Consider the following 11,311-nt stretch of genomic DNA (forward strand, 5'->3'; position numbering starts at 1 on the left):
CTGGATGCACCCATCCGGCGGGTGGCCGCCGAGGACCTGCCGGTGCCCAACGCCAGGCGTAAATGCAAACTTAGTTGGGAAGTGGAGAGAAGGGGTTCTTCCGTCCGGTGTCATTCGCGATCGGGAATCGCGTCTTTCAGTGCTCGTTTGAGTTTTGGAAGGTCCTTGTAGCCGGTGAGCCGCCGCATCCGCGACTCCGCCTCTAGAAGCGAAAGGGCCATCCACCGGTGCCTCTGTGGCGAGTGGCGGAAGGCTTCACGTTGCCGGTGTAGCTCTCGACTTGTTCGTTGAGATTCTCGATGCAGCCCAAGGTTTTCAGGCTCCGCCCCAGCTCTTCGAACAGGCCAAGTCGGTGGAGAGTGAGCGTCTCTTCCAGTCCTTCCATGAGAGAATTGGCCGCGTTCCGGTTGATCTTCTCCAACTCGGCACGGAGATCGGTGAGCCGCTCTTTGGCGGCTTCGTAGGTCGGCTCCTGGTAGGCCCGCTGGAGCTTCTTCCGCCACTTCTTCTGGTCGGCCTTCGGCAGGTAGCTTACAACGTTTTCTCGCTTGTGCCACTGGCAGCGTTGGATCTCGGCGCGTTTGCCAAACACTTCCCTGATCGCCTTACGCAGGCCCTTGCCGCCATCGACGACACAGAGAATCCCCTCCTCAAAACTGAGTCCCCGATCGAGTAGCCCGCGAAGCAGCTCTACGATCGGCTCGTGGCGCTCGGTGGTTGCCTGCGTGAAGCCGAGCACCTTCTTGTAGCCGGCCTCCGTCACTCCCATGCAAAGGGTCTCCCTGCTCTCCAGCGACGTGCTTCCCGTCGAGCCAGAGGGCCAGGAAATTTTCCTCCTCCAATGAGCGGCTCTCAAACTCCTCCAGGGCCTTTTGGGCCCGCTTTTGAAACCGGCGGCTCACCGAGGACTGGCTGAGGCCAAATCCGTCAACAAACTGGCTCGCCACCCGCCCATAGTCCCCCTGCGAGAGTCCCAGCAGGATTGAATCGATCAGCTCCTCCCCCACCTCCGCCTCTTTCATCGCCTGGTAGCTCTCGAGAGTGTGCTCCTCCCCAGCATCCCTGTCCCGGAGCCGAGGGATCTCGATCGGGACCTTTTCCCCGTCGATTCGGATCGAGCCCGGATTGTAGCCCCATCTCTGCAGATGCTTACCACAGGGACGGTCGCGGCTGTGGTGCTTTCCGGCCAGGGCCTCGACATCTTCCTCCAGGATTTCTTCGGCCAGAAGGCGGGCCATATCCGCGTGATGCTTGAGCAGTTGGAGTTTCGTGTCGATCGGCTCGTCGAGAACGTCTCGAAGTGGCCTGGGGACGGTCTTCTCGCTGTTGGAGGTTGGCGTCTCTTCGGCGTCGGTGCTATGTTGAGAATCCATAACGGGGTTCTTCGTCGGTGATTGGTTTAGTCAGCTATGCACCGGGGAAGAACCCCTTCTCTGCTTCCAACTTCAACTAACTCTGAATATACGCCCAACGCCAAGCCGCTGGAGGACGAGATCTTCTCGGCGGAGGCCTGGCTGCGGCCGACGGTGGAGGAGGTGCTGACGTTTTAGAGAAGACTGAGGGATCGAGGGCGGTACACGCAAACAGGGCGGCTCTCCGCACCGAGAGCCGATGCAGTATCCGATAATGTGAGAGAATTATGTATTGATATCACAGACTTTGATTTTTGTCATCTGTACGGATAGAGTGTAAGTGTATTCTCGCCAGATCGCTCGAATGATCTCTCGTTCCACCCATGCCCACGATCAGACTCACTGTCCCCCCCGGCGACCTCAGTGACCAGCAGAAGGAGGCGTTCATCGAGCGCATGACGGATACGGTTAGCCAGTTCTACCGCGAGGAGAAGGACGAAGACGTTCGGGAGTTCGTGAACGTCCGGATTGCTGAGACGGCCGAGACCGGGTACGCTATCGGGGGCGAGGTCATTGGTTGAGACGCGAGTCTCCCCCGGAGCCATCTCCCATTCGTGTGCTCGCACGTGCGGGGTCCCGAGCTTCTCATGGAATCTCAGCGATGCCTGCGCCGAAGTGCACCAGACGCTCATGCCGACGCAAGAAGACATTCTCGACGCCACTGAGGAGGTCCTGCGGCGGTATGGGCCGGAGAAGACCAACGTGGTGGACGTGGCCCGCGCGCTGGACGTCAGCCACGGCACCATCTACCGCCACTTTTCGAGCAAGGCCGCTCTTCGGGATGCCGTGACGCGCCGGTGGTTGCAACGGGTGGAGCGGCCCCTCGCCGCCATCAGCCGCGAGGGGGGACCTGCCGAGGAGCGCCTCCGCCGCTGGCTTGATACCTTGATTTCCACGAAGCACGAGGTGCGCCGCAACGATCCGGAGATGTTTGCCACCTACTACCAGCTCGCTCAGGAGGCCACCGGCATCGTCGACCAGCACGTGACGGAGCTCGTCGATCAACTGGCGGCCATCGTCGTCGATGGGCAGAAGGCTGGGGTCTTCAACGTTGCCGATGCGGAGAGGACGGCCCGGGCGGTCTTCCAGGCCACCGCTCGCTTCCACCACCCGGCCCAGGCCGACGCATGGGACGATCCGACCATCGACGAGCAGTTCGAGGCCGTGTGGCACCTCGTCCGGCGTGGGCTCGAAGCCACGGAGCCTAGTGAATCTGGTCCCAGGCCCGCTTAGCTCGCGCGGACTCATTCGTCGTTCGACCCCCACGATGTCCAAGTTTAGCGAGGGACTCAGCAGGGATGAGGTCGAGGCATATCTGGACCGCCTGGCAATCCCTGCGGAATCGATCAATGCCCCTGGCCTCTCGGCGCTCAGCACGCTCCACCGCGCCCACGTCACCACCGTCCCCTTCGAGACGCTCGCTATTACCTGCGATCCCTACGGCGAGCGGCCGGGCGAAGGCGTCGTCCTGTCGGTGCCGCACCTGCACGAGAAGATCATGGCGCGGGAGCGCGGCGGCTATTGCTTCAAGCTCAACGGTCTCTTCCACTCCCTTCTCGACGCCCTGGGGTACGAGGTGCAGCGCGCCGCGGCCCGGATGATGTCGGCCCTTCGCGTGCCGGCCAACCACCACACGAACATCGTGACGCTGGACCGCCGCTACGTGGTGGACGTGGGGACGGGGCCGCCCACGATCCGTACGCCGGTGCCGCTCGACGGGACTCCGCAGACGGACGCGGTGGGAACGGGGTGGCGCGCGGTCCCCGCCAGCGCGTGGCACGATCTCCTGGCGCAGAAATTTGGACTCCGCCACGCCGCCGACTGAACAATCCGGAGAACCGCGGGTGCGCTCTAACGCGCCGATCCGCGGTTCCCTACTGCTTGTGTCATCACCCGCATGCCGTATTCCATGACCACTCTTGTCTCGTTCGTTCGTGGGGCCTCCCGGGTCCTGTTCCTTTTCGCGCTCGGTCTGGGGGTCGGCCTCGTCCAGTCGAGCGCGGCGCAGTCCTCGCCCGTGCCCGAGGAGGCGATTGTCGAGAAGATTGCGGACGGCTTTCAGTTTACGGAGGGACCGATCTGGTACCAGGGCACGCTCCTTTTCAGCGACATCCCGGCCAACACGGTCTACCAGTGGACGCCGGGCGACAGCAGCCGGGTCTTCCTCAAACCGTCCGGGCACGCCAACGGCCTCGCAGTGAGTCCGGAGGGGCGGCTGCTGCTCGCGCAGCACGACGGGCAGGTGGGGCAACTGGGACCGGAGAGCATGGTGCAGCCGCTGGCGCAATCGTACCAGGGGAAGCGCCTCAACAGCCCGAACGACTTGACCGTGGCCGACGACGGGACCATCTACTTTACGGACCCGCCGTACGGGGTGGAGGACGAAAACCGCGAACTCGACTTTTCGGGCGTCTACCGCCTCAATCCCGACGGAAGTCTGTCACTGCTCACGAAGGAATTTTCCCGGCCCAATGGCATCGTCCTCTCGCCGGACGAGTCCACCTTGTACGTCAATGACACGGACGGGAATGTCATCCGGGCGTACAATGTGACGGAGAACGGCGGGGTCGCAAATGGACGTGTCTTTGCGACGATGCAGGGCGACGCGCCGGGGAACGCCGACGGCATGAAGGTCGACGCGCGGGGGAATCTCTACACGACCGGGCCGGGCGGCATCTGGGTCTACGCCCCCAGCGGCGATCGCCTCGACCGCATTCCCGTCCCCAAAGCTCCCACGAATGTGGCCTTCGGAGGGCCGGAGCGTAAGACGCTCTACATCACGGCCCAGTCCAGCGTCTATCGCATCCCGGTTACTGTGCCAGGACAAGAGTAGTCCTCGCCTCTACCCGCATTGGCGTTCGCACACTGTGCCGCCACCGCCGGCACGAGCGACGTCAGGACGACCGGGCACCTGCCGTGCCACGGTACGGGGCTGCACGGTCCGGCATCTCGCGGTTCGTCGCTCCGGCACCGCCGAGAAACCTTCCCGAAGAAGCACCCCCCAACGGAATTGGCTCGGTTCTGCTCGGCCAGGACGTACCCGCGCTCCGGGGATCAACGTCGCCCTCGGGCGCGACGGCCCAAGAAGGAAACCAACACTCCGGGATCGGGGGAATACGGTCCTCGGCGATCATTTTCTCTACTTCCCGGTTTAGATCCTGCGACTTGAAATCACGTTGGCTTCACAGAGAAATGCCCACGCGCCATGCACATGCCACAGCGTGCCGCCGCTCTGCTCTTTGTGCTCCTCCTTGCCGCCGGGTGTGGATCAAGCAAGGAGGTTATCGTCTCGTACGACGCCGAACAAAACCGAACGACGTACAAAACTCAATCCTACTCCATCTCAAATGCGAAGCTGGACACTGGGCTCGGCTCTTCAAGCTCCGAAACCGTTGACGTGCGGGCTGTTGCTCAGTGCCGGGGATCGGACCGTACCCCCGAGATGGTCCGACTCGTTTTCAAGACAAGCGGAGGGGCCGAGCTTGCCGTCTCCGGAGCAGGGGGGGAGATCGTCGCGGACGGCACTCGAATTACGTGGAACAGCGTTGAGGCCGGCGGAAAGCCCAGCCGGGGCGGGGGCCGGTTTTATGAAGTCCGGGGAGTGTTTGCCACCGTCGATCTTCGTCTCGATCAGTTGGAGCAGATCGCGTCAGCCTCTTCCGCGAATGGATCGATTGGAGGGCGCCCCTTCACGCTTGACGCGGACGTGCAGTCTGGCTTCCGGGCCCTACTGCGAGAGATCCGGGGGAAACCGGCCAGCGCCAGCGCTTCGGAGGGCACATAGTGCTCCTGCGAGCGACAGGGGTCGCCCAAGAGTATCCGCAAGCGTTCGGACGCACCGCCAAGCCTGACCTTCTCGTCGGCCCCCGGTTCAGATCCGGGAGCGACCGGCCGTAGCGGTTTCCGCACGAGCAGGGGCAGGCCCATTTGGTACGTCGGCCCGAGCTGCGGTCGGCACACTGCTCGGGGCAAGGGGGCTAATCTGACCTGTCAGGGCCGGGCGGTTCGAGGGACGGGAGCGCGCGTCGGTCCCGTTCGCCCGCGACTCGCCCCGCGAGGGTTCGCCGAACACGGTGCATGGGCCACTCCGGACACCCCCAGAAGCGAAGGATATACCGGAGCTCGTTCTGAGCGAGGGACACCTCTACCCGAAACCCCATCTCACACTTTTGGTCGCCGACGTGGAAGACCGTAGAGAACTTGCGCCCGAGCCTCGCTAGGAGCTTGCGGGCGGCCTCCTGCTCGTCTGCTCGCATGGACACGTAGCCCCGGAAGCGCTCCTCTCTGGGGGCGCCAGGCCGGGCAAACACCGTCTCGATCCCCTCGATGTCGTCCAGGTGCTCGCGAAGGGTTCGGAGTTCCTCCTCGGCGGAGCCGTCCGGGGACATGGCGGGAGGGACGCTGGGAGTAGGAGGCTAAAGCACCCTTGGTTGCGGCGAGGGATAACAAGTGCCGGGGGAGTTATCCGCTGCGCTGTCTACTCCTCATCCGAGAAGTCGCGGTGGCCAAAGTAGTGCAGGACGTACTTGATTTTGGAGGCCTTGGCCGGGCCGAAGCCGGGCAGGTCCTGCAGGCGCTTCTCAATCGTGTCGAGATCCGCCCCGTCGTTCCAGAGGTTGGCGGCGTTGCCGTCGTACTCCTCGGCAATCTGCCGGGCCACCTCCTGGGTGTTCTCTGCCATCTTGTTGGTGAAGCGGTGCACGGCGGGGGACTCTGCGAAGTGGTCCTGGAACGTGTCGAACTCCATGTCTGCGACCTTGGCCATATCGAGGTGGCCGAGGCGGTCCTTGAGGCGGAGCGGGCCGGTGAAGGCCGACTCGGCCCGGACGCGCTGGTCGTAGAGAAGGCCGAGGAGGGCCGCGTTCGGGTCTTCGCGCAGGCGATCGTCGTCCTCGATGTCGCCGGTCAGGGTGCCTTCCTCCCTAAACCGGTCCATCATGCGGACGAGCCCGCCGGAGAGATCACTGTAATCGATGTGGCTGATTTCGACGGCCATGTGCTCTGAGGAGTGGTTTGAAGGGTGAATGTTTTCCCGAAATGTAGGAGAACGATCCGAGAATGTGTATCGCGAGATTGCAACGTTCCGTCTCAGGCTGTTCTGGGCGTAGAGGCCCGCTAACTCAAGAAGCACCACGTGACGAGGGGGACAGGAAGAGCGGGCCCCCCGGCCTGGCTATCGATATTCGATATCTGCGCGGTCCAGAATGTAGGCGAAGCCCCCGTTTGCCCCGACATATGTGAAGTTGTCATCCTCACCAGAGATGACATCGAGCTTGAGGTTGAGGTCCACGTCAAGGCCGCGAGAGACCGGGATGCGCAGGCCGAGGCGAGGGGCAATGCCCACTTCTGTGGTGCTCGTGCCGTTTCCTAGCACAAACGCTCCGCCCTCAAGACCAATGTACGGCTGTAGTCCAGTGAGGGAGAAGTTATATTTCAGCGCAAGGTTGAGCGGGACAACACTCAGATCGTCCCCGCTGTCTCCACTAAACTGGTGGTATCCGCCTGTTACACCGAGAAAGAGAGCATCGGCCGCGCGGTAGTAGTAGCCCGCGTCGAGTGCAAATCCGGTACTGTATCTTTCACTCTGATCACCGGTCACAAACTGGGGACCTGCGTTGAAGTAGAGCTGATGCTGCCAGTCGGGGGTCTGGGCCGTTGTCACCGAGACCGAGAGGAGGAGTAAGAGCACGGAGGAAGTCATCAGACGCTTCGTAGAGTGGGGCATGGTTGACCTAGGATCTGATTAGGAGCGAATCAAATTCCGGGGAACGGACGAGTTCAAGCAGGAACCGTTACCCCCCGCCTCGGCCATTCTCACTCTTCGAGCCACTGCGCGGCGTCTTCGGCGAAATAGGTGAGAATGAGGTCGGCGCCTGCCCGTCGGATGCCGGTGAGGGCCTCCATCGCGCAGTTCTTGCCGTCGAGCCACCCGTTCTGTGCGGCCGCTTTAATCATGGCGTACTCACCGCTCACGTTGTAGGCGGCCACGGGCACGTCACTTGCGGCCTGCACGCGGTGGATGACGTCGAGGTAGGGGAGGGCCGGCTTCACCATCACCATGTCCGCCCCCTCCTCCAGGTCCAGCATCAGCTCGCGCACAGCCTCCTCGCCGTTGGCCGGGTCCATCTGGTAGGTGTCCTTGTTGTCGGGAATGTCCTTCGCCGGGGTCTCCTCCTCCGACCTCGGGGCCGAGTCGAGCGCGTCGCGGAACGGGCCGTAGTAGTTGGAAGAGTACTTGGCGGTGTAGGAGAGAATCGCCACGTCCGTGTGCCCGGCCGCGTCGAGCGCGTCCCGGAGGGCGCCCACCCGCCCGTCCATCATGTCGGAGGGGGCAACAATGTCGGCGCCGGCCTCGGCGTGGAGGAGGGCCATCTGGCACATCACCTCGATTGTCGCGTCGTTGTCGATGCGCCCATCGCGAACGATGCCGTCGTGGCCGTCGGAATTGTAGGGGTCGAGGGCCGTGTCCGTAATCACCATCAGCTCCGGCACGGCGTCTTTGAGGGCGCGCACGGCATTCGGGTAGAGGTGATCGGGGTCGAGCGCGTGCTCGGCGTCCGGCGTTCTTAGATGATCGGGGATGGCCGGGAAGAGGGCAACGGCGGGGATGCCGAGGTCGGACAGCGTCTCGGCGTGGTCGACGAGGCGGTCGATCGTGTGGCGGTACGTGTCCGGCATGGACGAGACTTCCTCCCGATCGTTCTCGCCCTCCATCACGAACTGTGGCGCGATCAGATTATCCGTTGACAACCGCGTCTCCCGCGCCATGCGGCGGATGTTCTTGGTCTGGCGAAGTCGCCTCGGACGAATGGGAATGTTGTATTCGGCAGAAGGAGCCATAGGCATGCAGATTTGTTGGTCGCGATTCGTGAAACGTGATCCGTGACTCGCGCGGTAAAGTGGGGCGCACGCGGTACTGATCAGGCAAAAAGCCCTCACGCACCACGAGACACGCATCAATTACAGTTCCACCGTCCGTCGCCACTCGGGGCCCTCGGGGCGGTCCATCACCTCAATGCCCAGGGCTTCGAGCGTGTCGCGGATGGCGTCGGCGCGGGCGTACTCGCCCTTGGCGCGGGCGGCCTCCCGTGCCTCCAGGAGTTCGTCGATGGAATCGGCAAGGTGATCCGCGGCCAAATCTGCCTCCGCAGCCTCCCCTGTTCGCTCCTCCGCCTCGAACTCGGGGTCGATGATGCCGAGCAGTGCGTTGGTGCGGTCCAACCACTCGCGGGCGCTTCGGGCCGCGGCCCCGCTGAGGCGGTCCGTTTGCTCGAGGGCTTTCACGCCCTCCAGCGCGGCGGCCGTGGCGGCAGGGGTGTTGAGGTCGTCGCACATCGCCGCGAGGGTGCGGTCGTAGATGTCGTCGAGCGGATCGCCCAAGTCGTCGGGCCCGTCGGCGTCGGCCTCCAACGCCTCGTCGACCCGTTCCGCGGCGTCCTTATAGCGGCGGACGTGGCGGGCGGCGGTGTGGAGGGTATCGAGTGTAAAGTTGAACGGCTTTCGATACTGGCCCTGCATCAGGGCGTACCGAAGGGCCAGCGGATCGACGCCGCCCTGCTCCCGAATCGAGTCGGGCACGTGGTCGTCGTCCGGGCCGGGCTGGATGAGATCCCGGACGGTGTAGAAGTTGCCTCTGGACTTCGACATCTTCTCGCCCTCAACCTGCAGGAAGCGGGTATGCACCCAGTAGTTGATGACCTGATGCCCCGCGAGCGACTGGTTCTGGGCGATCTCGCACTCGTGGTGTGGAAAGATGAGATCCTCGCCCCCGGTGTGAAGGTCGAAGCGGTCGCCGAGGTATTGCATCCCCATCACGGAGCATTCGATGTGCCAGCCCGGATAGCCCCAACCCCAAGGACTATGCCAGTGCATGAGGTGCTCGGGGTCGTGCTTCCAGAGGGCAAAGTCGCGGGGATCGCACTTATCGGGGTCCTCTACTACGTCCCGATCGGTGGCCTCCAACTGCTGGGCTTCGGTGTTGCCGCTGAGGTGCCCGTAGTCTTCGAAGCTCTCGACGGAGAAGTAGACGCCCTGGTCTGTCGTGTAGGCGTGGCCTTTCTCGACCAGCTCAATGATGGCCTCCAGCTGGTCGGTCACGTGCTCGGTGGCGCGGGGGCGCACCTCCGGCTCGCGCAGGTTGAGGGCGCGCCAGTCCTCCAGAAAGGCCTCGGTGTAGTGGCGAGCCAGGTCGTAGATGTTGGCGAAGCGTTCGCCTTCCCGCTCCAGGGCCTGCTGCATCTTGTCCTCGCCACCCGGATCCACCAGGTCGTCCTGCGTGAGGTGGCCCACGTCCGTGATGTTGCTCACGTTGGTCACGTCCCACCCAATCGCCTCGGCGGTCCGCCGGATGAGATCGGCCGTGAGGAACGACCGGAAGTTGCCGATGTGGGCGTACATGTATACCGTCGGCCCACAGCTGTAGAAACGGAGGTGCTCGTCCTCGATCGGCTCGACGGGCTCAGTTTCGTGCGTCAGCGTGTTGTAGAGGCGGAAATCGGGCGACGACATGTGCAGATGGACGGACAGCAGCGTAGGGAGGGACGACGAAAGGGGAAACCGTTCGGCTGTACCCCCGCGCCTCGGGGATTGTGCCGTAACTTTTGCGTGGACAGGACCGGGTGGAGAAATTGAAAATCAGGGGAGACGGAGAAGAGCTGGGGAGGGGGCGGTGTTGTCCGCGTTATGTCGTCGAATCCAGATCGTCGGCATCCCACTGATCAGCCTCGTCGCGGAGCGCCTGCAGGTCGTCCCAGTAGCGGACGATCGTGCGGCGACCCTCCTCGCTCAAGGACACGGTGGTGACCGGCGTCTTGTCTTCAAACGACTTGTCTACGTCCACCAACCCCGCGTCTTCGAGTCGCGACAGGTGACTCGACAAATTGCCCCGCGTGAGCCCTGTCAGACGTCGAAGGAAGGTAAAATCCGCCTCCCCGCAGGACGAGAGGGCCGTGAGAATCGACAGCCGCGCGGGCTCGTGGATCAGCTTATCCAGTTCGGCGAGGCGTTCGAAGGGCACGTCGGGGTCCGAGCTACTCATCGACGCTCACCCCCGTGTCGTCCATTGGGCCGAGAGCGCCGACGAGCAGACGATGATTGTAGAGCCCAGCGCCCGCAACGACCGCCCCGAGCATCGTGTAGCAGAGGGCCTGGACGACGGCGACGGGCCACCCGAGGGCGGGAGGAATGAGCGTGACGCCGATTAAGATGAGCATGGACCCCCCGTAGATAAATTGCTGCCGGAGCGTTGGGGCGTGCAACGCCCCGTTGGCCAGGGGAAGGGCGACGAAGAAGAAAACGAAGTGATTGTCCTCGTAGCCCAGGGTGTTAGGGATGTAAAAAACCAGAGCCACCATCCACAGCAGCATCCCCAGCACACACGCCATCCACGCGGGGAGGGAGATCGAGCCCCTACCCAGGGGAGAGGTTGGGCCCCCATCCTGGGTGACGTGTCCGTACGCTGCCCGGTACCGGCGATGCATGTAGTACGCCCAGGGGGCTGTCAACAAGACCGAACCGCCCAGGAGGGAGAGCGGGAGCCACACGGTCTCCAACCATGTGGGCCGCAGGACGGCCGTCGTCAGGGTCGCGACCGCCAGTAGCACCCCAGTGGGGAGGTAGCACCAGCCCTTCAGCAAGTGGTAAAATCGGGTGTAGAAATGAATGTGGTCGGTCGAATGGGAGGACGCCCCGGGCCTTACATCTGTCGATGGAAAACTCATTGGCGCATGGAGGACGGGCCGGCAAACCAGTTTGCAATGCAAACACAGAGATGCTATTAACTGGAGCGTGTTTCAGAGAAACCTGTTTGCGAAACAAACCATCGGGGGAGAAACCATGTTGGGGGAATGGTGAGGGCCTCGTCCGGCCCGTGCTGCACCACGAGTTGGGCCGAGCCCGCT

At 63.3% G+C, this 11,311-nt stretch carries 14 protein-coding genes; 5 read left to right on the plus strand and 9 right to left on the minus strand.

All coding sequences use genetic code 11. The features are described 5' to 3' along the window. Positions 1 to 202: 202 nt before the first annotated feature. Both ABEL04_RS05315 and ABEL04_RS05320 read right to left on the minus strand, forming a co-directional pair. Positions 203 to 769, minus strand: a complete 567-nt coding sequence (locus ABEL04_RS05315) for a transposase (protein ID WP_375801348.1) — start codon at positions 767 to 769, stop codon at positions 203 to 205. Continuing rightward, positions 651 to 1,373 (minus strand): transposase, encoded by a 723-nt coding sequence (locus ABEL04_RS05320; RefSeq protein ID WP_375801349.1) that lies wholly within the window; start codon positions 1,371 to 1,373, stop codon positions 651 to 653. The genes ABEL04_RS05315 and ABEL04_RS05320 overlap by 119 nt, the downstream gene beginning before the upstream one ends. Before the next feature lie 362 nt (positions 1,374 to 1,735). Here ABEL04_RS05320 and ABEL04_RS05325 point away from each other — a divergent pair, with 362 nt between their 5' ends. From ABEL04_RS05325 to ABEL04_RS05345, 5 genes are all read left to right on the plus strand, one after another. Further along, positions 1,736 to 1,933: a 4-oxalocrotonate tautomerase family protein gene (locus ABEL04_RS05325; RefSeq protein WP_375801350.1), complete on the plus strand. Its 198-nt coding sequence runs from the start codon at positions 1,736 to 1,738 to the stop codon at positions 1,931 to 1,933. Between the two features lie 109 nt (positions 1,934 to 2,042). Then, a complete protein-coding gene (locus tag ABEL04_RS05330; protein WP_375801351.1) occupies positions 2,043 to 2,645 on the plus strand; it encodes a TetR family transcriptional regulator in 603 nt (200 codons plus the stop codon). Positions 2,646 to 2,679: 34 nt separating this feature from the next. Next, positions 2,680 to 3,237 carry an arylamine N-acetyltransferase gene (locus ABEL04_RS05335; RefSeq protein ID WP_375801352.1) on the plus strand — a complete coding sequence of 186 codons (558 nt, stop codon included), beginning with the start codon at positions 2,680 to 2,682 and terminating at the stop codon, positions 3,235 to 3,237. A gap of 84 nt (positions 3,238 to 3,321) precedes the next feature. Continuing rightward, a complete protein-coding gene (locus tag ABEL04_RS05340) occupies positions 3,322 to 4,245 on the plus strand; it encodes an SMP-30/gluconolactonase/LRE family protein (protein ID WP_375801353.1) in 924 nt (307 codons plus the stop codon). 378 nt (positions 4,246 to 4,623) lie between these two features. After that, on the plus strand, positions 4,624 to 5,196 hold the full coding sequence (locus tag ABEL04_RS05345) for a hypothetical protein (RefSeq protein ID WP_375801354.1): 573 nt from the start codon (positions 4,624 to 4,626) through the stop codon (positions 5,194 to 5,196). Between the two features lie 193 nt (positions 5,197 to 5,389). On the opposite strand, the gene ABEL04_RS05350 is transcribed toward ABEL04_RS05345, so the two are convergent. The 7 genes from ABEL04_RS05350 to ABEL04_RS05380 form a co-directional block, all read right to left on the minus strand. Then, positions 5,390 to 5,800, minus strand: a complete 411-nt coding sequence (locus ABEL04_RS05350) for a hypothetical protein (protein WP_375801355.1) — start codon at positions 5,798 to 5,800, stop codon at positions 5,390 to 5,392. An 89-nt stretch (positions 5,801 to 5,889) separates the two neighbouring features. After that, positions 5,890 to 6,408 (minus strand): hypothetical protein, encoded by a 519-nt coding sequence (locus ABEL04_RS05355; RefSeq protein WP_375801356.1) that lies wholly within the window; start codon positions 6,406 to 6,408, stop codon positions 5,890 to 5,892. A gap of 177 nt (positions 6,409 to 6,585) precedes the next feature. Continuing rightward, positions 6,586 to 7,137: a hypothetical protein gene (locus tag ABEL04_RS05360; RefSeq protein WP_375801357.1), complete on the minus strand. Its 552-nt coding sequence runs from the start codon at positions 7,135 to 7,137 to the stop codon at positions 6,586 to 6,588. Between the two features lie 89 nt (positions 7,138 to 7,226). Then, complete coding sequence (gene hemB, locus ABEL04_RS05365; protein WP_375801358.1) at positions 7,227 to 8,252, minus strand: porphobilinogen synthase; 1,026 nt, start codon at positions 8,250 to 8,252, stop codon at positions 7,227 to 7,229. Positions 8,253 to 8,372: 120 nt separating this feature from the next. Further along, complete coding sequence (gene cysS, locus ABEL04_RS05370) at positions 8,373 to 9,920, minus strand: cysteine--tRNA ligase (RefSeq protein ID WP_375801359.1); 1,548 nt, start codon at positions 9,918 to 9,920, stop codon at positions 8,373 to 8,375. A 172-nt stretch (positions 9,921 to 10,092) separates the two neighbouring features. Continuing rightward, on the minus strand, positions 10,093 to 10,449 hold the full coding sequence (locus ABEL04_RS05375) for a transcriptional regulator (protein WP_375801360.1): 357 nt from the start codon (positions 10,447 to 10,449) through the stop codon (positions 10,093 to 10,095). Continuing rightward, entirely contained in the window at positions 10,442 to 11,131 is a 690-nt protein-coding gene (locus ABEL04_RS05380; RefSeq protein ID WP_375801361.1) for a hypothetical protein, read from the minus strand. Before ABEL04_RS05380 ends, ABEL04_RS05375 begins: the two co-directional genes overlap by 8 nt. Positions 11,132 to 11,311: the final 180 nt, after the last annotated feature.

It is taken from the genome of Salinibacter sp., assembly GCF_042218895.1.
Classification (GTDB): Bacteria; Bacteroidota; Rhodothermia; order Rhodothermales; family Salinibacteraceae; genus Salinibacter.

What these genes read in the sequence shown, in the direction of transcription:
- ABEL04_RS05315 (WP_375801348.1), bottom strand. Translation starts at nt 769, where the DNA reads ATGGGAGTGACGGAGGCCGGCTACAAGAAGGTGCTCGGCTTCACGCAG.
- ABEL04_RS05320 (WP_375801349.1), bottom strand. Translation starts at nt 1,373, where the DNA reads ATGGATTCTCAACATAGCACCGACGCCGAAGAGACGCCAACCTCCAAC.
- ABEL04_RS05325 (WP_375801350.1), top strand. Translation starts at nt 1,736, where the DNA reads ATGCCCACGATCAGACTCACTGTCCCCCCCGGCGACCTCAGTGACCAG.
- ABEL04_RS05330 (WP_375801351.1), top strand. Translation starts at nt 2,043, where the DNA reads ATGCCGACGCAAGAAGACATTCTCGACGCCACTGAGGAGGTCCTGCGG.
- ABEL04_RS05335 (WP_375801352.1), top strand. Translation starts at nt 2,680, where the DNA reads ATGTCCAAGTTTAGCGAGGGACTCAGCAGGGATGAGGTCGAGGCATAT.
- ABEL04_RS05340 (WP_375801353.1), top strand. Translation starts at nt 3,322, where the DNA reads ATGACCACTCTTGTCTCGTTCGTTCGTGGGGCCTCCCGGGTCCTGTTC.
- ABEL04_RS05345 (WP_375801354.1), top strand. Translation starts at nt 4,624, where the DNA reads ATGCCACAGCGTGCCGCCGCTCTGCTCTTTGTGCTCCTCCTTGCCGCC.
- ABEL04_RS05350 (WP_375801355.1), bottom strand. Translation starts at nt 5,800, where the DNA reads ATGTCCCCGGACGGCTCCGCCGAGGAGGAACTCCGAACCCTTCGCGAG.
- ABEL04_RS05355 (WP_375801356.1), bottom strand. Translation starts at nt 6,408, where the DNA reads ATGGCCGTCGAAATCAGCCACATCGATTACAGTGATCTCTCCGGCGGG.
- ABEL04_RS05360 (WP_375801357.1), bottom strand. Translation starts at nt 7,137, where the DNA reads ATGCCCCACTCTACGAAGCGTCTGATGACTTCCTCCGTGCTCTTACTC.
- hemB (WP_375801358.1), bottom strand. Translation starts at nt 8,252, where the DNA reads ATGGCTCCTTCTGCCGAATACAACATTCCCATTCGTCCGAGGCGACTT.
- cysS (WP_375801359.1), bottom strand. Translation starts at nt 9,920, where the DNA reads ATGTCGTCGCCCGATTTCCGCCTCTACAACACGCTGACGCACGAAACT.
- ABEL04_RS05375 (WP_375801360.1), bottom strand. Translation starts at nt 10,449, where the DNA reads ATGAGTAGCTCGGACCCCGACGTGCCCTTCGAACGCCTCGCCGAACTG.
- ABEL04_RS05380 (WP_375801361.1), bottom strand. Translation starts at nt 11,131, where the DNA reads ATGAGTTTTCCATCGACAGATGTAAGGCCCGGGGCGTCCTCCCATTCG.